The 25894-nt window shown below is 59.0% G+C and carries 26 protein-coding genes; 16 read left to right on the forward strand and 10 right to left on the reverse strand.

Annotation, left to right across the window (positions count from 1 at the left end):
* Positions 1 to 35 precede the first annotated feature (35 nt).
* Positions 36 to 983 carry a LysR family transcriptional regulator gene (locus tag ACTNBY_RS05725; protein ID WP_427747969.1) on the reverse strand — a complete coding sequence of 316 codons (948 nt, stop codon included), beginning with the start codon at positions 981 to 983 and terminating at the stop codon, positions 36 to 38.
* A gap of 274 nt (positions 984 to 1257) precedes the next feature.
* Here ACTNBY_RS05725 and ACTNBY_RS05730 point away from each other — a divergent pair, with 274 nt between their 5' ends.
* From ACTNBY_RS05730 to ACTNBY_RS05740, 3 genes are all read left to right on the forward strand, one after another.
* The gene (locus tag ACTNBY_RS05730; RefSeq protein ID WP_441056953.1) at positions 1258 to 2568 is read left to right on the forward strand and encodes an O-acetylhomoserine aminocarboxypropyltransferase/cysteine synthase family protein; all 1311 of its coding nucleotides are present in this window, start codon (positions 1258 to 1260) and stop codon (positions 2566 to 2568) included.
* A gap of 312 nt (positions 2569 to 2880) precedes the next feature.
* Positions 2881 to 3657 carry a hypothetical protein gene (locus tag ACTNBY_RS05735; RefSeq protein WP_427747967.1) on the forward strand — a complete coding sequence of 259 codons (777 nt, stop codon included), beginning with the start codon at positions 2881 to 2883 and terminating at the stop codon, positions 3655 to 3657.
* A 185-nt stretch (positions 3658 to 3842) separates the two neighbouring features.
* Positions 3843 to 4061: a hypothetical protein gene (locus ACTNBY_RS05740; protein ID WP_154517389.1), complete on the forward strand. Its 219-nt coding sequence runs from the start codon at positions 3843 to 3845 to the stop codon at positions 4059 to 4061.
* A gap of 91 nt (positions 4062 to 4152) precedes the next feature.
* On the opposite strand, the gene ACTNBY_RS05745 is transcribed toward ACTNBY_RS05740, so the two are convergent.
* Together ACTNBY_RS05745 and ACTNBY_RS05750 are read right to left on the reverse strand one after the other, a co-directional pair.
* On the reverse strand, positions 4153 to 5067 hold the full coding sequence (locus ACTNBY_RS05745) for a ketopantoate reductase family protein (RefSeq protein ID WP_441063744.1): 915 nt from the start codon (positions 5065 to 5067) through the stop codon (positions 4153 to 4155).
* Positions 5068 to 5184: 117 nt separating this feature from the next.
* Complete coding sequence (locus ACTNBY_RS05750; RefSeq protein WP_441063745.1) at positions 5185 to 5955, reverse strand: cyclase family protein; 771 nt, start codon at positions 5953 to 5955, stop codon at positions 5185 to 5187.
* Between the two features lie 162 nt (positions 5956 to 6117).
* On the opposite strand from ACTNBY_RS05750, the gene ACTNBY_RS05755 reads away from it, so the two are divergent.
* From ACTNBY_RS05755 to ACTNBY_RS05785, 7 genes are all read left to right on the forward strand, one after another.
* The gene (locus ACTNBY_RS05755) at positions 6118 to 7308 is read left to right on the forward strand and encodes an aldo/keto reductase (protein ID WP_441063747.1); all 1191 of its coding nucleotides are present in this window, start codon (positions 6118 to 6120) and stop codon (positions 7306 to 7308) included.
* Positions 7309 to 7398: 90 nt separating this feature from the next.
* Positions 7399 to 8418, forward strand: coding sequence for a Gfo/Idh/MocA family protein (locus tag ACTNBY_RS05760; protein WP_441063748.1), 1020 nt, complete (start codon positions 7399 to 7401; stop codon positions 8416 to 8418).
* A gap of 166 nt (positions 8419 to 8584) precedes the next feature.
* A complete protein-coding gene (locus ACTNBY_RS05765) occupies positions 8585 to 9451 on the forward strand; it encodes a deoxyribonuclease IV (protein ID WP_441063749.1) in 867 nt (288 codons plus the stop codon).
* 147 nt (positions 9452 to 9598) lie between these two features.
* Positions 9599 to 10459 (forward strand): ABC transporter substrate-binding protein, encoded by an 861-nt coding sequence (locus tag ACTNBY_RS05770; protein WP_441063751.1) that lies wholly within the window; start codon positions 9599 to 9601, stop codon positions 10457 to 10459.
* 116 nt (positions 10460 to 10575) lie between these two features.
* Positions 10576 to 11937 carry an ABC transporter permease subunit gene (locus ACTNBY_RS05775; protein ID WP_233540353.1) on the forward strand — a complete coding sequence of 454 codons (1362 nt, stop codon included), beginning with the start codon at positions 10576 to 10578 and terminating at the stop codon, positions 11935 to 11937.
* 12 nt (positions 11938 to 11949) lie between these two features.
* The gene (locus tag ACTNBY_RS05780) at positions 11950 to 12702 is read left to right on the forward strand and encodes an amino acid ABC transporter ATP-binding protein (protein WP_022094423.1); all 753 of its coding nucleotides are present in this window, start codon (positions 11950 to 11952) and stop codon (positions 12700 to 12702) included.
* A 175-nt stretch (positions 12703 to 12877) separates the two neighbouring features.
* Positions 12878 to 13096: a heavy-metal-associated domain-containing protein gene (locus tag ACTNBY_RS05785; protein ID WP_441063753.1), complete on the forward strand. Its 219-nt coding sequence runs from the start codon at positions 12878 to 12880 to the stop codon at positions 13094 to 13096.
* A 20-nt stretch (positions 13097 to 13116) separates the two neighbouring features.
* Here ACTNBY_RS05785 and ACTNBY_RS05790 read toward each other — a convergent pair whose 3' ends face one another.
* Together ACTNBY_RS05790 and ACTNBY_RS05795 are read right to left on the reverse strand one after the other, a co-directional pair.
* Complete coding sequence (locus ACTNBY_RS05790) at positions 13117 to 13542, reverse strand: hypothetical protein (protein WP_441048588.1); 426 nt, start codon at positions 13540 to 13542, stop codon at positions 13117 to 13119.
* The gene (locus tag ACTNBY_RS05795; RefSeq protein WP_441063754.1) at positions 13535 to 15052 is read right to left on the reverse strand and encodes a Y-family DNA polymerase; all 1518 of its coding nucleotides are present in this window, start codon (positions 15050 to 15052) and stop codon (positions 13535 to 13537) included. Before ACTNBY_RS05795 ends, ACTNBY_RS05790 begins: the two co-directional genes overlap by 8 nt.
* A gap of 289 nt (positions 15053 to 15341) precedes the next feature.
* Here ACTNBY_RS05795 and ACTNBY_RS05800 point away from each other — a divergent pair, with 289 nt between their 5' ends.
* Both ACTNBY_RS05800 and pgi read left to right on the forward strand, forming a co-directional pair.
* The gene (locus ACTNBY_RS05800; protein WP_441063755.1) at positions 15342 to 15845 is read left to right on the forward strand and encodes an iron-containing alcohol dehydrogenase; all 504 of its coding nucleotides are present in this window, start codon (positions 15342 to 15344) and stop codon (positions 15843 to 15845) included.
* Positions 15846 to 16044: 199 nt separating this feature from the next.
* Positions 16045 to 17739: a glucose-6-phosphate isomerase gene (pgi, locus tag ACTNBY_RS05805; RefSeq protein WP_118345572.1), complete on the forward strand. Its 1695-nt coding sequence runs from the start codon at positions 16045 to 16047 to the stop codon at positions 17737 to 17739.
* Positions 17740 to 17880: 141 nt separating this feature from the next.
* Here pgi and ACTNBY_RS05810 read toward each other — a convergent pair whose 3' ends face one another.
* The 3 genes from ACTNBY_RS05810 to ACTNBY_RS05820 form a co-directional block, all read right to left on the reverse strand.
* A complete protein-coding gene (locus tag ACTNBY_RS05810; protein WP_441063757.1) occupies positions 17881 to 19185 on the reverse strand; it encodes a VirD4-like conjugal transfer protein, CD1115 family in 1305 nt (434 codons plus the stop codon).
* A complete protein-coding gene (locus tag ACTNBY_RS05815) occupies positions 19178 to 19795 on the reverse strand; it encodes an ATP-dependent Clp protease proteolytic subunit (protein ID WP_427718549.1) in 618 nt (205 codons plus the stop codon). Before ACTNBY_RS05815 ends, ACTNBY_RS05810 begins: the two co-directional genes overlap by 8 nt.
* A gap of 63 nt (positions 19796 to 19858) precedes the next feature.
* Positions 19859 to 20749, reverse strand: coding sequence for a hypothetical protein (locus ACTNBY_RS05820; protein WP_427718547.1), 891 nt, complete (start codon positions 20747 to 20749; stop codon positions 19859 to 19861).
* Between the two features lie 489 nt (positions 20750 to 21238).
* Between ACTNBY_RS05820 and ACTNBY_RS05825 the strand changes: the two genes are divergently transcribed.
* The gene (locus tag ACTNBY_RS05825) at positions 21239 to 22081 is read left to right on the forward strand and encodes a Cof-type HAD-IIB family hydrolase (RefSeq protein ID WP_427795939.1); all 843 of its coding nucleotides are present in this window, start codon (positions 21239 to 21241) and stop codon (positions 22079 to 22081) included.
* A 64-nt stretch (positions 22082 to 22145) separates the two neighbouring features.
* A complete protein-coding gene (locus tag ACTNBY_RS05830; protein ID WP_427794852.1) occupies positions 22146 to 22805 on the forward strand; it encodes an HAD family hydrolase in 660 nt (219 codons plus the stop codon).
* 60 nt (positions 22806 to 22865) lie between these two features.
* On the opposite strand, the gene ACTNBY_RS05835 is transcribed toward ACTNBY_RS05830, so the two are convergent.
* Entirely contained in the window at positions 22866 to 23648 is a 783-nt protein-coding gene (locus ACTNBY_RS05835) for a TatD family hydrolase (RefSeq protein ID WP_441063760.1), read from the reverse strand.
* A 14-nt stretch (positions 23649 to 23662) separates the two neighbouring features.
* Entirely contained in the window at positions 23663 to 24460 is a 798-nt protein-coding gene (locus tag ACTNBY_RS05840; RefSeq protein WP_441063761.1) for a tRNA threonylcarbamoyladenosine dehydratase, read from the reverse strand.
* 300 nt (positions 24461 to 24760) lie between these two features.
* On the opposite strand from ACTNBY_RS05840, the gene ACTNBY_RS05845 reads away from it, so the two are divergent.
* Positions 24761 to 25039 (forward strand): autorepressor SdpR family transcription factor, encoded by a 279-nt coding sequence (locus tag ACTNBY_RS05845; protein WP_441063763.1) that lies wholly within the window; start codon positions 24761 to 24763, stop codon positions 25037 to 25039.
* A complete protein-coding gene (locus ACTNBY_RS05850; RefSeq protein ID WP_441063764.1) occupies positions 25032 to 25733 on the forward strand; it encodes an SdpI family protein in 702 nt (233 codons plus the stop codon). Before ACTNBY_RS05845 ends, ACTNBY_RS05850 begins: the two co-directional genes overlap by 8 nt.
* The last annotated feature ends 161 nt before the right edge of the window (positions 25734 to 25894 follow it).

The raw sequence follows: 25894 nt of genomic DNA on the forward strand, positions 1-25894 counted from the left end.
CGCCAAGAAAGATGGGCGACCTGAATTGTCAAGAGCTAGAGGGCTTTTAAATCTGCCATTTCTATCCCGTCCCCAAATGGTTGGTTTTCGTGGATGATGCGATCGAGTTCGTCGAGGTATTGCCGCAGCAGGGGAGAGGGCTTGCGCTCATCGTGCATGATGTAGCCCACGCGCATCGTTGGAGCGTCTGCCAACGGGATCGATGCCATGCCCCATTGCATTTCATTGGAGAGGACACCGGTCGACAACGTGTAACCGTTCGACGTGATGAGCAGATTGGTGAGCGTGCCACGGTCGGAAACGCGGATGTTGCGGTCGCAGGGGATATAGCTAAACGGCTCCTCGGCGTAATAGAAGGAGTTTGAGGTCCCCTGCTCAAAGCTGTAGCGCGTATAGGGCGTAAGGTCGGCAAGCGATAGCTGGGGGCGGCGTGCGAGCGGATGGCGCTCGCTAACGAAGACGTGGACCGTTGCATCGAAGAGGGGATGGAAGCTTGCGCGGGCGTCGGCGAAGGCCTTCTGCAGGACGCGGGCGTTAAAGTCATCCAGATACAGAATGCCGATATCGCTGCGAAATGCGCGGACGTCGTCGATGATCTGTGACGTGGTGGTCTCGCGCATGATGAACTCAAACTTACTGTCGCGGCAGCGCTCGACGACGTTGACAAAGGCTTCGACCGAAAAAGCGTAGTGCTGGGCCGAGACGGCAAGGCGTGCCTGGGGTGTGCCGCCGTCCTCGTAGCGGGCCTCGAGCATATCGGCCTGCTCTACGACCTGGCGCGCATAGCCTAAAAGCTCGGTGCCGTCGTTGGTGAGTGTGACGCCGCGGCTGGAGCGCGTAAAGATTTCCAGACGGAGCTCCTGCTCTAGGCTTTTGACGGCGTTGGAGATATTGGATTGCGCGGTATAGAGGCGCTGAGCTGCGGCGTTAATTGAGCCGGATTCTGCCACGGCGATAAGAAAACGAAGCTGCTGGAGGGTCATCGGCACCCGTCCTTTCGATAGCTATCTAAAAAACCGATAACAGGTTAGCGCTTTTAAGTGATTGACCGCGCGAAACAATGCTCGTACTATTCAAAACACACAAAGGCGGTAGGTAATTAAGCCGACCACGAGAACGGGATGTCAAAAGGAGGACCGCATATGAACTGCTTACTAAGACGAATGCCGGGCTCCTGCTTGCGCCCGTCGGCGTGATCAGGAGACGGCGACTTACTTCTCTTACTCATATTACTTTTGTTCGATCAAGGAGATCATCATGAGCCAGTTTATCAACAACCCCGAGCACACCTTTGGTTTCGACACCCTGCAGCTGCACGTTGGCCAGGAGAGCGCCGACCCCGCATCCGATTCCCGCGCCGTGCCTATCTACCAGACCACGAGCTATGTGTTCCGCAACTCCCAGCACGCCGCTGACCGCTTTGGCCTTGCCGACGCCGGTAATATCTACGGTCGTCTGACCAACTCCACCCAGGGCGTCTTTGAGGACCGCATTGCCGCGCTCGAGGGCGGCGTTGCAGGTCTTGCCGTCGCCTCTGGCGCCGCCGCCATCACCTATACCCTGCAGGCCCTCGCTCAGGCCGGCGACCATGTGGTGGCCCAAAAGACCATCTACGGTGGTTCCTACAACCTGCTGGAGCACACGCTCTCCCAGTTTGGTGTCGAGACCACCTTCGTCGATGCCCACAACCTGGACGAGGTCGAGGGCGCCATCAGGGACAACACCACGGTCATTTACCTCGAGACGCTCGGCAACCCCAACTCCGATATCCCCAACATCGACGCTATCTCCGAGGTCGCTAAGAAGCATGGTCTTCCGGTTGTTGTCGATAACACCTTCGGCACCCCGTATCTGTTCCGTCCGCTGGAGCACGGCGCCAACATCGTCGTTCACTCTGCAACTAAGTTTATTGGCGGCCACGGCACCTCGTTGGGCGGCGTGATTATCGATGGCGGCAACTTTGACTGGAAGGCGAGCGGCAAGTATGCGCAGATCGCCGAGCCCAATCCCTCCTACCATGGCGTCTCGTTTACCGAGGCCGCCGGCCCCGCTGCCTTCGCGACCTATGTCCGTGCTATCTTGCTGCGTGACGAGGGCGCCTGCATTAGCCCGTTTAACGCCTGGGTCCTGCTCCAGGGCACCGAGACCCTGTCGCTGCGCGTTGACCGCCATGTCGAGAACACCAAGAAGGTCGTTGAGTTCCTGATCGGTGACGGCCATGTTGCCAAGGTGAACCACCCGAGCCTGCCCGAGCACCCCGACCATGAGCTGTACCAGAAGTATTTCCCCCGTGGCGGCGCCTCGATCTTCACCTTCGAGATCAAGGGCGGCCAGGAGGCTGCTTGGAAGTTCATCGACCACCTGCAGGTGTTCTCGCTGCTCGCCAACGTAGCCGACGTCAAGTCGCTCGTCGTGCACCCGGCTACCACCACGCACTCCCAGCTCTCTTCCGAGGAGCTTGCCGAGCAGAACATTACGCCCTCTACAATCCGTCTTTCCATTGGTACCGAGAACGCCGAGGACATCATTTGGGATCTGAAGCAGGCCTTTGCTGCGCTGGACGAGTAAGGCGACTTGTGCAAGGGCCCCTTGCGACTCGATAGGTATAACTGCATAAAACCCCTGCTCAAGGCGCCTGCGCGAACAATGGTTGCGCAGGCGCCTTTTTTGCATAGGAAGGGCGATATTACAGGGTTTTTGGCATGCTTTATGCATGCGAGTTGTGGAAAACTCCTGTTGAGAGGATGTGAGTTTTACGCAAATGACGTGCACCTTTTGAGAAAAACCGCAGGTCGCGATTTACTCGGGGTACTATGCAGCGCGATCGAATCACACGCAGCTTAAACGCAGCAAAAACTCACTACGGAGGTTTCCAGCTACATGAGGATCGATTCACGAAAACCGAAGGCCGCCGCCCTTTCTGCCACGCTTGCCGTGGCGCTTTTAGTGGGTGCCGGCGTAACCGATGCCCACGCGGCAACACTGTCCGACGCGGTCGGATCAACGCCGTCCGAGGCGACCCTGATGCAGCCCGTCGACTATCGTGGCGACGGCTTTGGCTCCATGCAGGAGTGGAACGCCTCGATGGGGGCCAAGCGCGATTCCCTAGAGGTCCGCGCGCAGATCATCATGAACATGTACGGTGACTATGCCACCGATGACGAGCGCGCTGTACTGCAGGGTTGTATCGACGGTGCGGGCAGTCTTTTGACGATGGAGGAGGTCGACGCGAAGTCGGCCGAGCTCGACGAGCTTCGCTCCACGCTCGAGGATGCTAAGCGCGAGGCGCTCGAGGCTGCGGCCGTCGAGGCAGAAGCTGCCGAGGCCGTTCAGGCTTCGTATTACAACGCCGGCTCCGGCTCGTCTTACGCGTCTGCTGCGTATTACGCGAACGGCTCGGGCCTGACGCGCTCGAGCGGCGTCAATAACTACAACGGTCGTCGCGAGACCTATTACAGCAGCAACGTGCTGTATCACCACCGCACGGGTGAGTGGACGCTGGATTCCGAGGGCTTTTGGCGTGATTCCGACGGCTACTACGTGGTGGCTGCGAGCGATAAGTCCCAGGGCTCGACCTTTACGGGCTCTAAGGGCGAGTGCAAGGTTTACGATTCGGGTTGCGCAGCCGGAACTACCGATTACTACACCGGTTGGTAATCTGTCGGCACCGATTGCACATGATGGACGGGCGTCTTTACTGAGCTTTCGGGCAATGTAGGGGCGCCTGTTTTTATATGCATTTGGGTTAACAGAGCCCTTACCGTGGCACTACGTTGGGCATATGGGCGCGGGGCACACTAAGTCATGAGAAACAAGGTCTTTCTCGTGGAGGAAGTGATCCCATGAACGCTCGAGATGTCGCTATTGCCGTCGTTGCCCTTTTGATCGGATGTCTTGGTCCGACGGCGGCGTTAGTTGCCGGCTTGCAGTCCACTACGGGTGCTGCTCCTGTGGTTGTGAGCGCCTTGATTGCAGCGGCGCTGTTGGGAAGCGCCGGCGTGGTGCTTTGCCGCGATGACGAGGACGAGGTCCCGGAGTCGCAAAACGAGCCTCAGTTTTAGCCTCGGCCTAAATGCGACAGGCCTTCGCGAGCGATGGGATCCTCGCGAAGGCCTGTCTGCTTACATTGCGCGCGTCGCCGTGCGGGCGAGGCTACCAGCTGCTTTCTATTTCGCGAATCCTCTGGTAGAGCCAATCGTTTTGCGGCACTTGGATATCGTGTTTGGCGGCCAGGCGGCAGATGGTGCCCGCGAACTCCTCGACTTCGGTTTTACGTTGTGCGATGCGGTCCTGCGCCATCGAGGGCATGCCGGCGGGATCGATTCCCTCGATGAGGTGCACCATCTGCGTCAGGTCTGCCTCGGTCAGCTCAACGCCCTCGGCGTTGGCGACCGCAAGTGTCTCGCGCATGGCGGAAACAAAGCAGCGACGCTGCTCGGAGTCCTGTTCCGTGGCGCTCCCGTACGTGCCGCCGTAGGCCATGCAGGTCTGGTTGATGCCATCGTTGAGCATGAGTTTGGCCCACATGCGGTGCGCAATGTCGCTCTCGACGGTATGGGCGATGCCGCAGCGCGTGTAGAGCTCATCGATGGCGGTGACGGTTGCGGGCTCGGTGCCTGCTGCCGCGCCAAAGCGAATCTCGCCCGCATTGGTAAAGGTGAGCGCGCCGTTAAGGAATACGGCGTCCATGCCCTGGCAGATGCCCAGGACGGTGTGCTTCCAGCCAAAGCGCTCGGCTATTTTTTGCTCGCTCGTAATGCCGTTGCACAGCGAGGCGATGAGCGTGTTGGGTCCCACGACGCGCTCCATAGTCTTGAGTGCTTGGTCGAGCCCTGTCGTCTTGACCGTGAGAATGACCAGATCGGCGGGCGTTGCCTCGCTGGCGCGGACGGACTTGAGCGCGCAGGGCTTTCCGTTGACGGTGAGCGCATCGCCCACGTGGCGCTCGAAACGCGCGTCATCCATGACGTATTCGACGGCATCGTTGCCGAGGGTCTTGGCAATCATGCTGCCGTAGAGCAGGCCGACGCCACCCTTGCCGATAAAGGCGACCTTGTTGATCTGCATGTGAATCATCTCCCCATATAAAAGGCGCCCGCATATGGGGCGCCTGATGGATTGTATGCCGCTGGGGCATGTGGCGTACACCGGAGGCTGAATTTAGAAGAACAAATGCATGGGAACTTATGCCGCGGGGCAGATGGCAAAAACGCGTGCGGGATATCCAACGCCATCGCGCACCTTGGGGAAGGTGCAGAAGATGACGGCGCCTGTGGCGGGAAGCTCGTCCAGATGGTCCATGACCTCAATCTGATAGCGGTCAACCGAGAGGATGTACTGCTCGCCGGGGTAGGGGTAGGCGTCCTCGCGTGTGGTCACGGATGCGGGGTCGGTGTCTGCCGGCTCGTGGCCGATGGCGCCGATGTTGCGCTCTTCTACAAGCCATTTGATGGCGTCGAGGTCCCAGCCGGGGTAGTGGGGCTGGCCGTCCTCGTCCTTGTTTTCGAGGTCGGCGAGCTTGGACCAGTCGGAGCGGAAGGCGACGAAAGCGTCCTCGGGAATGCGACCGTGCTCGTCCTCCCAAGCTTTGAGGTCATCGATAGTCAGGATAAAGTCGGGGTTTGCGGCGCACTCCTCGTGCTTATCGATCACGCAGAGCGGATGCATAAACTCGACGGGCTCGATCTCGCCGAGGGAGCGGCCGTCAACATGAAAGTGGCGCGGCGCATCGACGTGGGTGCCGTACTGCGAGGCGACCGAATACTGGAAGCAACGCATGGGCGCGAGCATATCCTCGGGCGTGCCGGGCAGGTAGTCGAAGAGCTTGGTGGACTCAAATGGCTTAAAGCCAAACCAGTGCGGGGTGTCGCACGAGAGCGTGTGGGTGAGGTCGATCCAGCGATAATCGGTGCTTTTGAGCTGGGATGCGAGGTTCCAAAGGTCGAGCGCGGGCATAGGCGACTCCTTTCATCGGGCTTTTTGCTGATGTTAAAGCGGTGCCGTGACAGCTCGATTTCTGCTGCGTTACGATACGTTCTCGATTGCGATTCCAATGTGTTTCGATGGCGTGGCCGTTGTGTTTCGCCTCATTAGGGCTTCGAGGGGAGAGGAGGGGCAGTGCAATATCGCGTTGACCCCAAAAGCGGTAACCGTATCTCGGCGTTGGGGCTGGGGTGCATGAGGTTTCCCGGTGCGCCGGGACGCCCCGATGCGAAGACAGCCGATGCTATCGTTTCCCGCGCCGTGGAGCAGGGGATAAATTACCTGGATACGGCTTATCTTTATCCCGGCAACGAGGCTTGCGTAGGCGCTTCGCTTGAGCGCTTGGGCCTGCGCGACCAGGTTTTGCTCGCGACCAAGCTGCCGCACGCCTCGTGCAAGTGCGCGGAGGATTTCGACCGTTTCTTTGATGAGCAGCTGCGCCGCCTGCGGACTGACCATATCGACTACTACCTCATGCACAACATCACCTCGCCCGCCCAGTGGGAACGCGTGGTGGCGTTGGGTATCGAGGATTGGATTGTGCGCCAAAAGGCTGCGGGGCGTATTCGCCAGATCGGTTTTTCGTACCACGGCAGTGCGGCGGACTTCCTCACGATGCTCGATGCTTATGAGTGGGACTTTTGCCAGATCCAGTACAACTACGCTGGAGAGCACTATCAGGCGGGGACGGCGGGGCTCATGGCCGCCGCCGAGCGAGGCCTCGCGGTGTTTGTGATGGAACCGCTTTTGGGCGGACGTCTAGCAGGCAAGCTGCCCCCGCGGGCCCGCGCTGTGCTCGATAGCGCCTGTGACCCGCATTTGCGCACCCCTGCCGCTTGGGGGCTTTCGTGGGTGTGGAATCATCCTCAGGTGACGATGCTGCTTTCGGGTATGACCGATACCGCGCAGGTGGATGAGAACGCGGCGTTGGCCGATCGGGCCCTGCCGGATTCGATGACAGCTACTCAGCTCGATGCCATCGCGCACGTGCTGACGGAGTTTGAAAAATCGAATCGCGTGCCCTGCACGGGATGCGGCTATTGCATGCCGTGTCCTAAAGGCATCAATATTCCTGGGTGTTTTGCCGCCTACAACGCAAGCTATGCGCACAGCTGGTTTACGGGTCTATCGCAGTATTTTACGGCGAGCGCGGTGCGCACAAGCGAGCCCAAGTTGGTGAGCAATTGCGTCAAATGCGGCAAATGCGCGCGGCACTGCCCGCAGCATATCGATATTCCCGAGCGTCTCGACGACGTACGCCGCCGTTTTCAGCCTGGACCCGTGACGGCGGTGCTTAAGGCCTTCGGCAAAACGCGCTCCTCATGACCCTTTTATAACTTGCGGTGGAATAGTTCCTGTTTGCGGCAGAATAAGGCATCAACAGGAACTATTCCACCGCAACTGATGGGGGTTATCTTGGTCGATCGAGGTTTACGTGATGATTCGCGTGATGTTCGCTGGGGCGTTTTGGGCGCGGGGCGCATTTCGCATCGATTTGCATCGTCGCTCAAGGAGGTTGATGGGGCACGGCTGGTGGCTGCGGCCGGCCGCACTCCTGCGCATGTCGAGGAATTTTGCCGAGCGTTTTCGATCGATGCCGCCCATGGCTATGCCCTGGCTGACGATAACGGCGATACGGCTTATGACGCGTTGATCGCCGATCCCGATGTCGACGCAATCTACTTGGCTCTTCCGCATGGTATGCATGCGCACTGGGCCTGTCGCGCCCTGCGTGCCGGAAAGGCCGTGCTGTGCGAAAAGCCGGCCGTTCTGAGTGAGGAAGAGGCCCTCTCGATTGCCTCCACCTCTCGCGAGTGCGGCGTACTGTTTATGGAGGCGATGAAGAATCGGTTTTGTCCGATACGCACTCGCGTGAAGGGCCTGCTTGCGTCGGGAGAGCTTGGCCGCATTGTCTCGATTGAGAGTGTGCAAAAGCTCGATTACGGCGAGACTCCTTCGGGTTATCTGCTCGACCCTTTGCAAGGCGGCTGCCTATATGACATGGGCTGCTATGCAGTCGGTTGGTTTGAGGCTTTGCTCGCGGGCGCGTGCGATGTTTTGTCTCGTGAAGTTCGCTGGCGTGACGTATCGGGCGGCCGCGTGGATTGGGCCGATGAGATCCATATGAGCGTCGGCGGCGTACCCATTCATATGGCGTGCGACGGCAAAGCAGCATATGAAAGCCGCTTAACGATTGCCTGCGAGCGGGGCTCGTTGGAAATCGAGCGCCTCCATCGCCCCGAGCTCGCCCATGTGAAGTACTCCGACGGACGAATGCTCGAAATAAATGCCCCGTTTGAGGTCGATGATTTCTACGGCGAAATCCAGCATGCGACCCAGCTCATCCGGGCGGGAAAACTCGAGAGTCCCGTCATGCCCCTTGCCGCCACGCAGCGTTGTGCGCGTATTATCGATGCAATCCGTCTGACCTTCTAGAACTTGACGCTGGCGCGTAGGGGATCATGACGCCGGCGCCCGCAGTGCTTGGCGTCACGCATCTCTGATGACCCTTTTATAACTTGCGGTGGAATAGTTCCTGTTTGCGGCAGAATAAGGCATCAACAGGAACTATTTCACCGTAACTGATGAGGGGGAGCTGGGGATGCTGACGATTGGGTGTCACCTATCCACGACGAAGGGCTATCGGGCGATGGGGGAGACGGCGCTATCCATTGGCGCCAATACCTTTGCATTCTTTACGCGCAATCCGCGCGGCGGCAAGGCGAAAGACCTTGACATGGATGACGTGGCGGCCCTGCGCGAGCTTATGGAACAAAACGATTTTGGTCCCCTCGTGGCCCATGCTCCGTATACCTATAACCCCTGCTCGGCCAAAGAGCGGGCGCGCGAGTTTGCCCTGGAGGCCATGGCTGAGGATCTGCAGCGTCTGGAAGCGCTGCCCGGTAACTACTACAATTTCCATCCCGGTGCGCATGTGGGACAGGGCTCCGACGCCGGCATTCAGATGATCGTCGACACCCTGTGCCAGGTGATGTTTGAGGGCCAGCAGACGACGGTGCTGCTCGAGACCATGGCTGGCAAGGGCACCGAGGTGGGCCGCAGCTTTGAGGAACTGGCGATCATCATCGAGGGCGTTGCTGACAGGCGCCCCGAGCTGTCGGCCAAGCTGGGCGTTTGCCTGGACACCTGCCATGTAAATGACGCCGGCTATGATATCGTCCAAGATCTTGACGGTGTGCTCGACGAGTTCGATCGTGTGGTGGGTATCGAGCGCCTGCGCGCTGTGCATATCAATGATTCCAAGAATCCCCGCGGTGCCCATAAGGACCGGCATGAGTGCATCGGCAAGGGTTACCTCAGCAGCGAGGAACTTGGCGGTGGAATGCAAGTTATGCAGAATATTGTATCGAATAGCCGCCTGCGATCACTGCCATTCATTTTGGAAACGCCGAACGAACTTGCAGGTTATGCGGCTGAAATTAAACTATTAAGGTCATTGCAGCAGTAATGACTGTCATAAAGTGGAGTGTTCCATTCACGTTATGGGTTTGTTTCAATCAGTTTTCTAATTGCAGATTCTCTCACGCGGGTGCATAATAGCCCTCAGTTTTTGCAGGCCCCTGAATCACATGGGGCCATTGGAAGGAGACTGATTATGAAGCTGAAGAAGCTTGGCGCATTTGCCGCCACGGGCGCCATGGCGCTCGCCCTCGCACTGACGGGCTGCGGCTCGTCCAACGCCACCTCTGGTTCTGATGCCGGTTCCAGCAGCTCTGACGACGCTAAGGTCGAGAAGGTCGACGGCTCCAAGGAGTACGCGCTCGTCAAGGATGGTACGCTGACCGTCGGCACCTCTGCCGAGTACGCTCCGTTTGAGTACAAGGATGACAACGGCGATTATCAGGGCTTTGACCTTGAGCTCATCAAGGCTATCGGCGACAAGCTGGGCCTGGATGTCGAGTACGTCAACAACGACTTCGACACGCTGGTTCCGGGCGTCGCTTCGGGCGCCAAGTATGACGTCTCCATTGCGGCTATCACCGACACGCCCGAGCGTGAGAAGGAAGTCGCTTTCTCCGATTCCTACTACATGGACGATCAGGCTATCGTGACCAAGGTCGATAACACCGACATCACGGCCGACAATTACAGCGAGAAGCTCAACAATGCCGACGCTACCATTATCGTCCAATCTGGCTCGACCGCCGAGGCCTTTGCCCAGGAGAACTTCCCCAAGGCCAAGATCGTCCCCTACAAGGACGCTACCGAGTGCTTCAGCGCCCTGCAGTCCGACAAGGGTGACGCCGTGGTCACCAACCGCTCCGTTGCCAGCCAGCTGACCGCCGAGCAGTTCAACACCTGCCATACGGTTAAGCAGATCAGCACCGGCGAGGAGTATGCCATCGCCATCAACCAGGGCAATACCAAGCTCAAGGACGACATCAACCAGGCCATCAAGGACCTGACCGACGACGGTACCGTTGACGCCCTCATGGCTAAGTACAACATCAAGTAAACAGATACTTGATTGCGTGTGGGCCCTTTCCGTTTAGCGGAGAGGGCCTTTGCGCCTCTCTCGACGGAGAGTGTTTCCGTCTCTTTTTGCCGGCAACTTCTACGATAGGAGCCACCTTGTCTCGACTGAACAAAGGGGCCGCGGAGCAGCGTTCTTCACTACCCGCCTTGCTCCAAAAGCTAGCCTGTGTCATGGCCGTGGCGCTCGCGCTGGTGTGTGTGGGGGCATCTGCGCCCTCGACTGCCCAAGCGCTTGAGACCGCAAAGATTACCGCCCGACCCAACACCGGTTCGGGCAGCGATGTGGTCGGCGGCACCGAGACACGCATTACCTGGGAAGTTCAGGCCGATGCCGACGAGGAGCTGAGCGGTCTTTCGCTGACGTTTGTCGACGGCACGACGTTTGGTACCGATGACACGCGATTGACGATGCTCTCGGGCGAGGACCTCATGGATCGCACACCCATGAAGCCCACGTGCACGGCTGATGGCCAGACGCTCAAGATCGACTTTGGCGAGACGGCGCCTGCCGGCGGCTTTTTCCGTGTCGAGGTGTACGGCGTGACCTTCCCCGTCGAAGGCGGCGACGAGGCCTTTAGCGGCACCTATACGCTCGCCGACGGTTCGACCAAGAAGATTTCCAAGATTCCTTCCGTCGAGATTAAGGGCGTGACGGCCTTCGATAACTTCCAGGCCGATCTTAAGGAACAGCCGTGGGTCGAGGCTTGGAATTCCAATATGTTCCTGCGCCTGTTCTTGAACCCGGTCATTTTGGTCCAGAGCCTGCCGGTCGTATTTAAGGGCTTCCTTATGTCGCTCTCGATCGTGCTTGTGGCGTTTCCGCTGGCAATCCCCTTTGGCTTTGCCTTGTCGCTCATGCGCATCTCCAAGTCGCGCATCCTGCGCTGTCTTGCCGGCATTTACGTGAATATCATCCGTGGTACGCCGGCGTTCCTGCAGATCTATATCGCGTTCTTTGGCCTGCCACTTGCCGGCGTCAAGGTGGACGACTACGTCTTGGGCGTTATCGTCATGGCCATGAACTCGTCTGCGTACCTGTGCGAGATCTTCCGTGCCGGTATTCAGTCGATTCCCAAGGGCCAAAACGAGGCTGCCCGCTCGCTGGGCATGAATGCTTTCCAGACGTTGCTCTACGTTATGATTCCGCAGACGTTCCGCAATGTCCTGCCTACGCTGACCAGCGAGTTTATCCTGCTTTACAAGGATACGTCGCTGCTCGCCGCCGTGGGCGTGGTCGAGATCGTCATGAACGCCCGCACCATCGTGGCGACGACGGGCTCCATCACGCCGTATGTGGTTGCCGCTCTGTTCTATCTGGTCATTACCCTGCCGCTTGCGCGCTTGGTGAGCGGTCTTGAGGCGAGGCTTCTGGGGACGGCCGAAACCAAAAAGAAGCGTCCCACCAAGAGCGCCGGACAGGTTGTCGCGACACCCGCCGATCATATTGCAGGCCTGTAAGGAGGTTCTATTATGAGCGAAACCAATAACTCGAACGAGGTCGTCGTCAGCATCAAGAATCTCCAGAAGGCCTTTGGCGATAACGTGGTCCTGCGCGACATCGATCTGGATGTGCACAAGGGTGAGGTCGTCGTGGTCCTGGGCCCCTCGGGCTCGGGCAAGTCGACGATGCTTCGCTGCATTAACCGTCTTGAGGAGCCCACGAGCGGCTCGATTGTCGTTGAGGGCGTGGATGTGTGCGCCAAGGGCGTCGACCTCAATAAGGTGCGTACGCACTTGGGCATGGTGTTTCAGCAGTTCAATCTGTTTCCGCACCTGTCGGTCAAAAAGAACGTCATGCTTGCGCAACAAAAGGTGCTCAAGCGCAGCAAGGAAGAGGCCGAGAAGATTGCCGTCGAGGAGCTGACCAAGGTCGGTCTGGCCGAGCGCATCGATTTTATGCCGAGCCAGCTTTCGGGCGGCCAGCAGCAGCGCGTGGCCATCGCCCGCGCCCTGTCGATGAATCCGCACGTGATGCTCTTTGACGAGGCTACGTCGGCGCTTGATCCCGAGCTCGTCCGCGACGTCCTTGGCGTCATGCGCGATCTTGCGCGTGACGGCATGACGATGATCGTGGTGACGCACGAGATGGGCTTTGCCCGCGACGTCGCTGACCGCGTCGTCTTTATGGACGGCGGCGTTATCGTGGAGGAGGGCACGCCGAGCGAGGTCTTCGACCATCCCAAGAGCGAGCGCACCAAGGCGTTTTTGGGCAACATCTCGTAGCTGCTTTATGTGGCTGACATAGCAGAAAACTGCAAACATCATTGTGCTTGCCGTAATTGCCGCCGGCTTATTTTTTGGATTCCGGCGTATTGTCGCATCGACGCATGGCACATGCTGTTGCGGCGATGGGGCGGGCAGAAAGAAGATCAAGAGGGTCGCGGTCGCGGACACCGATGTGTCTCACTATCCCTATAGCGATGAACTGCTTATTGGCGGTATGAGCTGCCGCGGCTGCGCGCAAAATGTGACGAACGCCCTCAACGCTCTCGATGACATTTGGGCCACGGTGACGTATACAGACCACACGGCGTGCATCCGTTCTAAAAACCCGATCGATCGTGAGGTGCTTGAGGCTGCCGTGAGGGATGCGGGCTATTACGTCATAAAGCCGTAGGGCCGGGCGTACGCTTGCGCTTAGGCTCGGCCGCGAAGCTCGATGTCTTGGATATCGTCGAAGCCGATGGCGATGTCTCGGAGTTTGAGCAGCTTGAACGCGGGGAGCACTTCGTCGAGAATGCCGGTGCGGCTGCGATAGCCGTATGTATCGTAATAAGTGACGCGCACCAAGTCGCCGCGTTTGAGGCCCTCGAGCTTTTTTGAAAGTTCGAGGGCTTTTTCTTCCGTGAGTTCGCATTTGGGCTCAACAGAGATCTCTTGTTTGCGCACGAGCTCATAGTATCCTGTGAGGGCGGCAAAGGGCATAAACTGCGCGGCGCGGTTGGCGCGAACGGCACCGTTGGCGGTGAGCCTGGGGTCGGCGGCGCGACGCCTTCCATCGGGGTCCGCCAGGCGTTCAAAAGGTGTCGGCGGCCGCATCGGCTGTTGTTGGGCCTTAGGCACGGTGTCCTCCTACCTGATCGTTGCGTTCGCGTGCGGTGGCGCCGGCGGTAAAGCTTAATCCCTTGACTAGGGCGTTCTTGCCGTACTTGCCCTTCACGGCCAGAACGGCGCGGGCCAGGTCGCGCTCGCGTTCATCGGCCTTAACATCGCTAAACAGATCGATGGTGGCAAATTCCTCGGGCATGAGGTTGCCAAAGCCCAAATTGATGCGCTTGACCGGCCGTTTGGGATCGACGGTCTGCGCCCAGAGCTCATCGAAATAGCCCATGATCTTCTTAAACGAATTGGTGCGCTCGGGCAGCTTGCGCGAAGCGTTAGAGTGCGCAAAGAGCGCGGCATAGCCGCCACGCGGTTTGCCGCCATGCTCTCCCACAAAGATGCCGTCGATTGCCTGTGCCTCGCGCACCAGACGGCGTCGTTCGTCATCGCGCTGGACGGGCTTGGGTGCACGGGGTGCGAGCTCGGGGCCGGCGGTTGCGGCGGGTTCGATGCTCGACGTGCTCGAACGCAAATGTCCGCATCCGTCTACATATTGCGCTGTGCCGCTGGCGTCGAGGCGGCGTATGTCGGCGCGCTCGCTCGCGTAGCCCACAAAGAGCGAGATGCTGTCGCAGACCACGTGCTTATCGACCAAGTCCAGTACGGCGGCATCGACCATCTCGCGCAAGACGGTGTAGGCCTGCTCGTAGGCATAACCCTTCGAGAGCACTTGTCCTGTGGTGGTTGAAGTTGCCTGCGGGCGATAGGCCTGAATATCGGCGATAGTTGTCGGCTCGCGCCCAAAGGCGTGGTCGATGAGATACTCGGCATTGACGCCGAGTTCGTCGTAAAGCAGGTTTTCGTCGAGCGCGGCGACACCCATCAGATCGTATACCCCGTACTTTTCGAGGCGGGCTGCCACGCCGGGGCCGATACCCCAGATATCGGTGATGGGGCGATGGGGCCAGATCTCCTTGCGAAAGGTCTCGTCGTCGAGTATGCCGATGCGGCTGGGTACGTGCTTAGCGGTAATGTCGAGCGCGACCTTGGCCTGGAATAGGTTGGGGCCGATACCGACTGTCGCCGTGATGCCGGTGCGCGCGAGGACCTCATCGCGCAGCATGCAGGCAAAGCTTTTGGCATTGGTATGGTAGAGCTCTAGATAGGGTGTCACGTCGATAAAGCACTCGTCAATTGAGTAGACGTGAACGTCTTGCGGACTCACGTATTCAAGGTAGATACCGTAGATCTGCGCCGACACCTCCATGTAGTGCTGCATGCGCGGTACGGCCTTGATGTAGTCGATGCCGTCGGGAATCTCAAACAGACGGCAGCGGTTGTGTATCCCGAGGTCTTTCATGGCCTGGGTAATGGCGAGGCAGATGGTCGTACGCCCGCGTGATTCGTCGGCAACGACCAGGTGGGTGGTGAGCGGATCGAGCCCGCGGTCGACGCACTCGACGCTGGCGTAAAACGTCTTGAGGTCGATGCAGATATAGGTGTGACGCCCGTGCCCCACGCGTTCTCCCATCAAACACATGTTCTTATCGAATACATGTTCGATAATACCCGCTCGTCCGGACATCGTCAAAACCTGCCAAAAAGGGACAGGTTTATTTTGGTAGGTAAAACGCTTGACCGACCAAAACAAACCTGTCCCTTTTTGGCAGGTATGGTCGGGCGGTTGCATCGGGTTTTAACGCAGCGCTAAAGAGCGCGAAACAGCCCGGAAAACCTCGCTTCGTAGCATGAGCCTAACGATCGATACCACCATAAAGCACGGAAGGGTTGTGGGGATAATGGTCAACTATGGGTTTGGTATGCCGACGCGCCTTGTTGCGGATGGAGACGTGGCTCGCTGGTGTGGACGATTGGTCGCTCACTACGGCGGCACCAAGGCGCTGGTGGTGCTGGGTGGCGACAAACATACGCGCGATGAGCTTGTCTCGGCGGCGCTCGGCTCGCTTGACCGAGCTCTGCTCGAGCGCGTGCTTTTTCGTTGCGGCTCGGTTGAGGGCGACGGGGGAGACGAGCTGATCGACGAGGCCGTGGCCCTGGCGACCGACGAAGGCGCGGACTTTGTCCTGGCGATCGGCGATGCCGATACTGCTGGCTTTGCGCGCGAACTCGCGCGTCGCATGGCGGCGCTCGATGCCGGCGAAGACGGTTTTGTCCCTTATGGATGCATTGTCTCGGAGGGCAAAGTGCCTGCTGTCGTGGGGGCCGGTGAGGTTCCCGTTTTTGCCATTATCGCTCCCGAACTGCTTGAGGGCATTGGGTCTCCTCTGCGCGAGTTGCTCGGCAGCGTGTGCGCCGCGGCCTAATGTCTGCCATAAAGAGATGGGCTATTTTTGGTAGGTAAAGCGTTTGACCTGCCAAAATAAACCTGTCCCTTTTTGGTCGGTCGCCGTTTGGGGGCGGATTGGCAACGCTCGCTGATTACGGTCTTGACCTGCGCTAGAATAGGGGCATCTGATTATCCGGGCGCATGGAGGTTTGCGCCCGTATGTTGAGGAGGACTTTATGGCAACTGTTGCCGCACCTATCGACGCTACGTCGACCGCCGCTTGGAAGGCGCTCGAGGCTCATCAGGAGAAGCTCGAGGCCGAAGGTATCGACCTCAAGGCCTGGTTCGCTGCCGATGCAGAGCGCGTGAACAAGCTGAGCTTTGACGCCGGTGACCTGCACTTCGACCTGTCCAAGAACCTGGTGACCGATGAGACCGTCAAGCTGCTGTGCGATCTTGCCCGCGAGGTGAAGCTCGAGGAGCGCCGCGACGCCATGTTCTCCGGCGAGCACATCAACACCACCGAGGACCGTGCCGTCCTGCACACCGCGCTGCGCCGCCCGGCAACCGAGAAGGGCCAGCTCATCGTCGACGGCCAGGACGTCGTCGCCGACGTGCACGAGGTCCTCGACCGCATGTACGCCTTTGCCGAGCGCGTGCGCTCCGGTGAGTGGAAGGGCGTTACCGGCAAGAAGATCGAGCATCTGGTGTCCATCGGCATCGGCGGCTCCGACCTGGGCCCGGTCATGGCTTACGAGGCCCTGCGTCCCTACGCCGACGCCGGTATCGACTGCCGCTATATCTCCAACATCGACCCCAACGACCAAGCCGAGAAGCTCAAGGGCCTGGATCCCGAGACCACGCTCGTGATTATCGTCTCCAAGACCTTCACCACGCTCGAGACCCTCACCAACGCTCGCGAGGTCAAGACCTGGATGCTCGAGCAGCTCAAGGCTCAGGGTGCCATCGACGGCTCCGATGAGCAGAACGCCGAGGCCGTGGCCAAGCACTTCGTTGCCGTTTCCACCGCACTCGACAAGGTCGAGGCCTTCGGCATCGACCCCGCTAACGCCTTTGGTTTCTGGAACTGGGTCGGTGGCCGCTATTCCGTTGACTCCGCCGTGGGTCTGTCGCTGATCGTCGTGCTCGGCCCCGAGCGCTTCCAGCAGTTCCTCGAGGGTTTCCACGCCATCGACGAGTACTTCTGCAATACCCCGCTCGAGAACAACGCCGTCGCGCTGATGGGCCTGCTCAACGTCTGGTACGTCAACTTCTTCGGTTCCAAGAGCCACGCCGTGCTGCCGTACTGCCAGTACTTGCACCGCTTCCCGGCCTATCTGCAGCAGCTCACCATGGAGTCCAACGGCAAGCACGTCCGCTGGGACGGCAGCGCCGTGACCTCCGACACCGGTGAGATCTTCTGGGGCGAGCCCGGCACCAACGGTCAGCACGCCTTCTACCAGCTGCTGCACCAGGGCACCGTGGTGGTCCCGGCCGATTTCATCGCCTTCGCCAATACCGCCAACCCTGCGACCGATAGCGGCCAGGACGTGCATGAGCTGTTCCTGGGCAACTTCCTGGCCCAGACCAAGGCACTCGCCTTTGGTAAGACGGCCGACGAGGTCCGTGCCGAGGGCACGCCCGAGCAGATCGTCCCGGCCCGCTGCTTTGAGGGCAACCGTCCGACGACCTCGATCTTCGGCGACACGCTGACCCCGTTCGCACTCGGCGAGCTCATCGCCCTGTACGAGCACATCACGTTTGTCGAGGGCACGGTCTGGGGCATCGACTCCTACGACCAGTGGGGCGTCGAGCTGGGCAAGCAGCTTGCCAAGCAGATTACCCCGGCCTTCCACGACGACGCCGCCAAGGCCGAGCAGGACGCTTCGACCCAGGCGCTCATCGAGTTCTATCGCGCGCATCGTAAGTAGTCGCTGCTGTTAACGCATCGCGCCTTATAGTCAGGGGCCCGTATCCTATCGGATGCGGGCCCCTTTGCTTTGCCGTAGTCCCGGGGCGCACGGCCTTTGTGGAACATCGCCGGGGCGCCGCGCGCCGCGAGAACCCTGCGCCTAGATCTCGGCCTCCGCATGGTCTCGCTGCGCCTCGGGCAGCTCCCCGTAGAGCGGATGGTCTTCGAGCCTAAAGCGCTCGACCTGTTCGGGAGTGTGGCCGCGCACAAAGAGCCACGAGCGATCGATCGGCGTCGCCATGAGCGTGCTGGGCAGCGCGTCGGCGCGTTCGGAAAACACCCGGGCACTCTCGGGATCCTGGAACGCCAGCACCAGATGCGTGTCGCAGTTGCCCATGATGGAGTGTGCGCGTGCCTCGCCATAGAGCGCATCGAGCTGGTTGGTCGACTGCAGCAGCAGCGTTGCCCAGATGTTGCGGCTTCGGATAATCGAGAGCACGTTGTCGATCTGGGGGATCTGCAGATTTGCGAAGTCATCGAGCATAAAGCGCACGGGCACGGGCAGGCTGCCGTCGGGCTGCCTATCGGCCTCACGAATGAGGCCCATAAACGCCTGCGAAATAAAGAGGCCGGTCAGCGGATCGAGATTGCGGTCAATATCGCTCACGGTTACAAATAGGGCGCAGGGGGTGTGTCCCATGGAAGCGAAGTCCACCTGATGGCACTCACGATAGAGCTGTGCCGCACCGTCGAATCCCAGACACATGACCTTTTCGGCAAGGATGCCGACGATGCTCGCGTGCATGCGCTCGGCATTTTGCGTAATGGCGTAGCGCCGCCATATCGAGAGGGCATAGCTTTGGGGGTCGATCGTGATCAGGTCGTCAAACAATCGACCCGTGGCACCGTCCTGCAGGTGCTCGATCAGCTTGATGACCGAGCTGATCGTCTGCTCGTCGGCGGGTAGCTGTTCGGTGACGTAGGCGATAAGACACGACAGCAGGTTTGCCGCCGCATGATCCCAAAAAGGCTGGTTGTTGTCCTCGATGGGGCAGATGGCCTTTGCCACCGAGAGGATGTCCTGCTGGTTGGGCCTGCCGTCCGCCTTGCGGCGAATGTGCCTCAGGGGGTTGTAGCCGCAGCGCTCGATGCCGGGCGCAAGGGCCGGGACGGTGTTGAGGTCGGCGAAGTTGAGACATTGCACGCGGTAGCCGTGGGCTGCCAGCACGGGTCCCACTTCGCGACAGAGCGTGCCTTTGGTGTCGAGCACGATGTAGCTTGCGTTCATTTGCAGCAGGTTGGGCTTGAGGACGTTTCGGGTCTTGCCGGCTCCCGAGGGGCCGATCACAAGTGCGTTGTTGTTGAGTCCCGTTTGGCGGGTGTCGCAGGAAAGCATTCGATCCTTGGCGAGGATGGTGGACGATGCGGACTCAGATGCGGCGAGGCGGCTGGTGAGGTTAGACATGGGCGACCTCCTTGGTGGTCGAGAGGATTTCGTGGGCAAAGCCGAGCTCGACGGCGCGCTCGGCCGAAAGGTAGGTGTCTTTTGCGGTGAGGGACTGGATGCGCTTGGGCGTGAGGCCGCTGCGGTCCGAGAGGATTTGCGTGAGGGTCTTGCGGGTCTGCATGAGACGCCGGCTGGTTTCCTGCAGCGCAAGTGCCGAGCCGCCTGCCCCCTGGGGGATCAGCGGGTCGTGAATCATGAGCTCTGCATGGGGCGCCATACGGCGATCGTCGCCGCCCATAAAGATCACGGCGCCCATGGACGCGGCGAATTCCAGGCAGACGGTGCGGATGGGGCACGATGCGAGGCGCATGGCGTCATAGATCGCAAGACCCGATCGCACGCTTCCGCCGGCGCTGGCGACAAATATGGTGATGGGGCGGCTGGGGTCGGCGGCATCGAGCAGGCGGATCTGCTGGCATAGGTCGTGGGCCATCGGGGTTTCGATGTTTCCCATGACGGAGAGCTCGCGACGGGCGAGCATCTCATCGTAAATGCTGGTGAGCGTGATACCTCGGGCGGATTCACGCATGGTGAGGGGGCTGATGATGGGGGAATGATTGGTGTCCATGAGGACTCCTTTCTGTTGGTTGTGTTGTGGAATAGGATTGTTGCCCGCGGAGGGGCTGGCGGGCTACAGGGTTCGTCCGAGCCTGAGATCGAGCTCGGTTGTGGGGCAGGCTGCCTGTTCGTACGGCTCGCAAGCGCCAAGGGCTCCAAAGCGATGGAGCGTTGCGACGGGCGTGGTGTAGGCGAGCCGCAGCTGATGCTCGACAGGGGCACATCCGTCATTTTTGTAATGAGCCGCGTAGTACTGCGCGATGCTGGCGTTCATCTCGCTGCCATTGCGATGGCGCTCAAACTGGCGTCTGCAGGTCTCGATGATCTTTGCTACCGACTTGGGTGCCGTCGCGGGAACAAGGGCGAGATAGCCCTCAAATAGCTCGTTGATGCTCAGGAGGCACAGCAGGTCGATCAGCGTCCTTATGGCTGCTCCCTCGGCGGAAAAGTGCGCGGTCATGCGGTTATATCGGTTGCGGTCGACGATGGCCGCATGGGGTCTTGGAGTTTTCTGCCCCGTGGTCCCGGGCTTTTGCCGCGCCTGTGTATTGAGCTCGACGTTGCAGCGCTTGAGGCCGTCCAACGGAAGGAACAGTGCGGTGCGCAGGGTGTTCCGCTTGCTTTCGAGTTCATGACGCTCGTCGGGTTCCCATTCGAGCTTGAGTTTCGTGTCGAGCGCCGTAAGCATATGGGCTAGGCAGCCTACGGCAAGAACGTACGAATCGTTGCCGCGTTTTGGGGCATAGGGGTCTGTCAGCTTGCGAATGTCGGGGTCGCCCATGATCTTTGTGCAGCGCTTCAGCAGTTGAGGGTGGTCGGCCAAGATCGTCGCGAGCGGTAGCGACGCGTAGTTCTTGATGGTCGCGGCGGCAAAGGCGGCGTCATATTCGTTTGCATATGCTCGCTCAATGCGGGCATCCAGAATGCTTTTCTTATCGCCGTCTTCAGCGTGGTGGTTTGTCATAGCTTCTCCAATCGGTTGATGTTCGTGCTGTTTGTTGATGTGTTGGTTGTCGTGAGTGATGTGCTTGCCGTGGGTGATGTGCTGACGTTGGGGTGCTATGCGGTTTTCAATGAGCCCGTGAGACAGTTGCTGCAGGGGCGGGATGGAACGGCCCATGCAAGGCGGAAGGCATCGTGCTCAAAATCGAGACAGCAATGCCCTAGGTGCCTCACATGTGGCAGTTACCTCATTAAGTTGTCATTACGTTTGGGGTTGTACTTTGCCGATCTTCCTTCTCTTACACGCTAAAACTCAAACTTCATATGCTCGATCTACTTAAAACCGCAACGGCGGTCTTTTATCAACTTATATGTCGGAACGCGTCTTTGCAAGTACTTTTTTGCCTTTGTTTCAAATGGGGTGGTTTTGCAACCGTCATACGTGCGCTGTGCGAACGTGCCCCGGCTCGGATAAGATAGTGCGCGATAAAAACGATGCAAGGAGGCGCATATGGCAATCAAAGCCATCGCAATGGATATCGACGGTACGCTCACCAACGACCAAAAGGTCATCAGCCCGCGTACGCGCGAGAAGCTGCTCGCGGCGCAGGAGTCGGGCATTAAGCTCATTTTGGCTTCGGGCCGTCCCGCATGGGGGCTGCACGCCTTGGCGCAGGAGCTCGACCTTCAAAACCATGACGGTCTGCTGGTGGCCTTTAATGGCGCTCACGTCGTCGATGCCCAGACCGACGAGGTGCTGTTCGATCAGGCTATGCCTACCGATGAATTGCATCGCCTGATTGATCATCTGCGCAATTTCGACGTGATCCCTATGATTTCACTCGGTCGCGATCTGCATGTCGAGGATTCGTACCGCTGCATGATTACGCTGCCGGATGGCTCGCAGAAGAATATCGTCAAGTATGAACGCGACGCGTGCGATCTTAAGATTCGCGAGGTGGAGAGCCTGCATGAGGTCGTGGACACTTATCCCGTGGACAAGCTGCTCACTGCGGGCGACCCGGCCTATCTGCAAGCGCATCACGAGGAGATGTATGCGCCCTTTACTCAGACGCTTTCGGGTATGTTTACGGCCGACTGGTACTTTGAGTTTACGGCGCCCGGTATCGACAAGGCCCGCGCGCTCGAGGGTGCCCTGCCCAAGCTCGGCATCGATGCCAGCGAGGTCGTCTCTTTTGGCGACGGCCAGAACGACAAGTCCATGATTGAGTGGGCCGGCACCGGTGTTGCCATGGGCAACGCGGTTGACGAGGTTAAGGCCGTGGCCCAGATGGTGACTGCCAATAACAACGAAGACGGCATTGCGGTGGCGCTGGATAAGCTGCTGGGTTAGAATCGCCGATTAATGCATGGTTCGGGCGCCTGCTTACAGGCGCCCTTTTGTTAGGGAGGGTGCCGTGTCCGCATTTCCGTTCGACGCCGTTATCTTTGACATGGACGGCGTCATTGTCGATACCGAGTATTACTACCTGGGCGAGACTGCCGCGTTTGCCAAGGAGCTTGGGCTTAACCTGACTCAAGAGGAGTTGAACGGGCAGGTCGGTACCTCACATCAGTTCTTCCTGCATATGCTGGTCGATTGGTTTGAGCGCGCCGGTAAGGGGCATTTATCTGGCGAGGAAGCGTTGGCCCGTTGGGACGAGTGGGCGCATAAGCGTCCGCGCGACTATCAGGCTTTGATTAACCCAGGCGCCGTGGATACGATTCGAGAGCTGCCGCGCCGCGGCGTTCGCGTGGCGCTTGCCAGCTCGTCTCCCATGGATAGCATCGAGGAAGTGCTCAATGCGTGCGGGCTGTCGGATGCCTTTGAGTATGTGGTGAGCGGCGAGCAGTTTAAGGAGAGCAAGCCCGAGCCCGACATCTACCTGCATGCGCTGGACCTGCTGGGACTGCCCGCGAATCGCTGCTGCTGCGTTGAGGATTCGGTGCCTGGTATCACTGCCGGCAAGCGAGCCGGCCTGACGGTCATTGCCAAGCGCGAGGAACGCTTCGGCTTTAGCCAAGATGCCGCGGACAAGATTATCGACCAGCTGCCGGAGTTGCTGGAGCTTGCGTAGGACTTGGACGGCACGTCTACCGTCATAATGGTATCGTTGTCGTCTTTTTGCATACAGGGGCTAGCGAAGGCCAAAAATAGAGTGCGCATTTGCTAAAACTGCCGATTCGATGCGCTTTGCGTCACAGTTTTTGAGTGAGGCAATGCGCATCGAGGTCCTTGTGAGCGATTTGATGAGCGACTGCGCGCTTGTTTCTGTGTTTGCCTCCGCTGGTGCATCGGTCTCGAGCAGTAAGCGGTCGAGCGGAATCTGTCGTGCGTATTCGCGACCGCGCTTGGTGGCGAGCATACGATCGTTCACGGAAAAATAGCAGCCCACATTACGCGCGCGGACGAGTTCGTCCGAAGTGCCGCTAAACCAGTGGAAGATGATAGCGGGGGAGTCGGGGCTTGGGATGAGTAGACCATGCGATTCGAGGACGTCCAGTACGGCTCCTGCCGAACGAACGGCGTGAATCGATATTACGCGCCCGGCAAGAGGACACTGCACGAGCGCATCGCAGAGCCGGTCAAGTGCCTGTATTTGCAGCGGTTCGCTTCCGGCAAAGCGCGCGGAAAAGTCGAGTCCGACTTCGCCGATGTAGCGCTCTTGGGCAGCAACTTTGCAAAGCAGATTGACTTCGGCAGGACCGCAGCGGCCGTCGGCGAGCCACCAGGGATGGAGGCCAACGCCCGCGATAATGTTTGGGTAACGGCTGGCCCGCTTTTTTGCTGCCGCGAAGTCGCGCGGGTCGACCCCGCAATCAAAGACCCCCAGCCCTATAGCCGCAGTTTCGTCGGCAACAGCATTCGGGTAAGCCATCAAATCAAGATGGCAGTGTGCATCAATTAACCGGGGCTCCATCTCGGCGCGCTCCGCTAGTCCAGGCGCTGGCCATCGGCGCGCACGTGCTCGGTGCCGCGCCCACTGATCTGGCGGATAACCTCGCCGGCAATCATCTGACCCATGATGGGCGGCATAAAGCTGGCGGTTCCTAGCTCGGTACGCTCGTGGATGTTGGAAGGGTCGCGGGGCTGTGTCTTAACCGATTCCTCGCAGCTAAACAATACATGTAGGCTCTTGATTCCGCGCTTCTTACATTCTTTGCGCATAATGCGGCTCATGGGGTCACGTACCGTATCGAAGATGTCGGCAAAGCGGAGGCACTCGGGATGGAGCTTGTTAGCCCCGCCCATGGAACTAACCAAACGAATGTCGTGGTCCTGAGCATATTTGGCAATAGTGAGCTTGGCCGAGATGGTGTCGATGGCGTCGACGACGTAATCGAGCTTGCCGTCCGTCTGCTCAAAAACGCTCGCAAAGAATTCGTCGATGTTATCGCTCAACAGGTATTCGGTACGCTTGATAACGGTGGCGGCGGGATTGATATCGCGAATCATGGCTTCCATCACGTCCACCTTGCGCTTGCCGACGGTGCTGTGGAAGGCGATGGCCTGGCGATTGATATTGCTGGGCGCGATGATGTCCTTGTCCAGAATGACGAAATGACCGATGCCGCCGCGGGCGAGTGCCTCGCAGCAATTGGAGCCCACACCTCCGCAGCCGAGCACCAGCACCGTAGCATCGGCGAGCTTATCGAGTGCCTCGCGGCCCATGATGATCTCGAGCTTGGTGTCGCGTGTCTCGATGGCGGCTGCGGCAGCGGTTTCGGTCATAAATATCCTCCGATGGGGAAGCAGGTCGTGTTTTAGCTATCGCCATTATAGGTATTATCACGATTCCATTTGAACCCTTGGGGTTTGTTGAAATGGGATCGGGATTCGCATAAGATTGAAGCAGATGGCGCCCGTTGCCGCGGGTTAGCCAACTCCGAAACACGTTTATGGCGTGAGAAGTGGCCGTCTTCGCATTACGCGGGGGCGGCTATTTTTTTGAGTATAAGATTAGATAATTAGACAAACATTTAAATATCGAGTATAGTGTGCGCGTCGAACGAAATGATGAGAGGAGGTCCTATGCCGGGAGAGGGTTTTAAAGCGCTGGCCGATCCTACGCGGCGGCGCATTTTGGAACTACTACGCGAGGGCGACCGCACGGCTGGGGAGCTTGCCGAGCATTTTGACATCAGCAAGCCGTCGTTGAGCCATCATTTGGCGACGCTCAAAAACGCCGGGTTGGTGACCGATGAACGTCATGGCCAAAACATCGTTTACAGCTTAAACACCACCGTCATGCAGGACTTGATCGGTTGGTTTATGGGCTTTACAAACACTGAAGGTGGTAAGGATGAATAACGAAAACAAGGGCATTCACGCCACGGGGGTATCGCCACGCGTGTGGATCGCGCTGGTCGCTCTATGCGTCGCCAATATCGTAGCGCACCTTATGGTGATGCCGAGCTTGCCTGCGCAGATTCCCACGCACTGGGGCGCGAACGGCGTTGACGGTTGGGGTCCCAGCTGGAAGGCCTCCGCGCTTGGCGTGCTGCCCCTGGTGCTTCTCGCAATGTTCTACGTGGTGCCGCGCATCGATCCCAAAGGTGAGGCATATCGAACCTCGGGCAAGTTCTATCAGGGCTTCGTAATCGCCTTCACCCTGTTCATTTGTGGTATAAGCTGGCTGGGAGAGCTTACGGTCTGGGGCGTGGTGCCGGCGGTCGGTTCGGTCAACGTGCTGATTTCCGGTGCTGTCGGTTTGCTGTTCATTGGCGTAGGCAACTACTTGCCGCGTGTGAAGCAGAACTATACGCTTGGTATCAAGACGCCCTGGGCGCTTGCCGATCCCGAGAACTGGCGCCGTACGCACCGTTTTGGCGGTGCCTGCTTTATGGTGCTGGGTGTTGGTCTGATTGTGATGGGCGTTGCGGGTAGCGTGCTTTCAAGTGAAGTTGTCGCCGCGGTGATTGCGGTTCTGGCGTTTGGTTCGGTCGGAGTCGTCTACGTCTACTCGTATCTGCTGTGGCGCAAATCGCAGCGAGCTGCTCGTTAAGGTTGCGGAAAACTAGCGTACGCAGTTCATAGTATGTTCCGGGGGACTTTTCCCAGGTAGTATTAGGGGGTATGGGTAACCGTGCCCCTTTTTCGTTACGTTTTAGAGCTGGTTTTCTCATCTCGTTTCCACTAAAGCGAAACAAGAATAGGGAAACAGCA

The organism is Collinsella sp. HCP28S3_E12, from assembly GCF_052065595.1.
GTDB lineage: Bacteria > Actinomycetota > Coriobacteriia > Coriobacteriales > Coriobacteriaceae > Collinsella.

What these genes read in the sequence shown, in the direction of transcription:
- ACTNBY_RS05725 (WP_427747969.1), bottom strand. Translation starts at nt 983, where the DNA reads ATGACCCTCCAGCAGCTTCGTTTTCTTATCGCCGTGGCAGAATCCGGC.
- ACTNBY_RS05730 (WP_441056953.1), top strand. Translation starts at nt 1,258, where the DNA reads ATGAGCCAGTTTATCAACAACCCCGAGCACACCTTTGGTTTCGACACC.
- ACTNBY_RS05735 (WP_427747967.1), top strand. Translation starts at nt 2,881, where the DNA reads ATGAGGATCGATTCACGAAAACCGAAGGCCGCCGCCCTTTCTGCCACG.
- ACTNBY_RS05740 (WP_154517389.1), top strand. Translation starts at nt 3,843, where the DNA reads ATGAACGCTCGAGATGTCGCTATTGCCGTCGTTGCCCTTTTGATCGGA.
- ACTNBY_RS05745 (WP_441063744.1), bottom strand. Translation starts at nt 5,067, where the DNA reads ATGCAGATCAACAAGGTCGCCTTTATCGGCAAGGGTGGCGTCGGCCTG.
- ACTNBY_RS05750 (WP_441063745.1), bottom strand. Translation starts at nt 5,955, where the DNA reads ATGCCCGCGCTCGACCTTTGGAACCTCGCATCCCAGCTCAAAAGCACC.
- ACTNBY_RS05765 (WP_441063749.1), top strand. Translation starts at nt 8,585, where the DNA reads ATGCTGACGATTGGGTGTCACCTATCCACGACGAAGGGCTATCGGGCG.
- ACTNBY_RS05770 (WP_441063751.1), top strand. Translation starts at nt 9,599, where the DNA reads ATGAAGCTGAAGAAGCTTGGCGCATTTGCCGCCACGGGCGCCATGGCG.
- ACTNBY_RS05780 (WP_022094423.1), top strand. Translation starts at nt 11,950, where the DNA reads ATGAGCGAAACCAATAACTCGAACGAGGTCGTCGTCAGCATCAAGAAT.
- ACTNBY_RS05795 (WP_441063754.1), bottom strand. Translation starts at nt 15,052, where the DNA reads ATGGGAGAACGCGTGGGGCACGGGCGTCACACCTATATCTGCATCGAC.
- ACTNBY_RS05800 (WP_441063755.1), top strand. Translation starts at nt 15,342, where the DNA reads ATGCCGACGCGCCTTGTTGCGGATGGAGACGTGGCTCGCTGGTGTGGA.
- pgi (WP_118345572.1), top strand. Translation starts at nt 16,045, where the DNA reads ATGGCAACTGTTGCCGCACCTATCGACGCTACGTCGACCGCCGCTTGG.
- ACTNBY_RS05810 (WP_441063757.1), bottom strand. Translation starts at nt 19,185, where the DNA reads ATGTCTAACCTCACCAGCCGCCTCGCCGCATCTGAGTCCGCATCGTCC.
- ACTNBY_RS05815 (WP_427718549.1), bottom strand. Translation starts at nt 19,795, where the DNA reads ATGGACACCAATCATTCCCCCATCATCAGCCCCCTCACCATGCGTGAA.
- ACTNBY_RS05820 (WP_427718547.1), bottom strand. Translation starts at nt 20,749, where the DNA reads ATGACAAACCACCACGCTGAAGACGGCGATAAGAAAAGCATTCTGGAT.
- ACTNBY_RS05825 (WP_427795939.1), top strand. Translation starts at nt 21,239, where the DNA reads ATGGCAATCAAAGCCATCGCAATGGATATCGACGGTACGCTCACCAAC.
- ACTNBY_RS05835 (WP_441063760.1), bottom strand. Translation starts at nt 23,648, where the DNA reads ATGGAGCCCCGGTTAATTGATGCACACTGCCATCTTGATTTGATGGCT.
- ACTNBY_RS05840 (WP_441063761.1), bottom strand. Translation starts at nt 24,460, where the DNA reads ATGACCGAAACCGCTGCCGCAGCCGCCATCGAGACACGCGACACCAAG.
- ACTNBY_RS05845 (WP_441063763.1), top strand. Translation starts at nt 24,761, where the DNA reads ATGCCGGGAGAGGGTTTTAAAGCGCTGGCCGATCCTACGCGGCGGCGC.
- ACTNBY_RS05850 (WP_441063764.1), top strand. Translation starts at nt 25,032, where the DNA reads ATGAATAACGAAAACAAGGGCATTCACGCCACGGGGGTATCGCCACGC.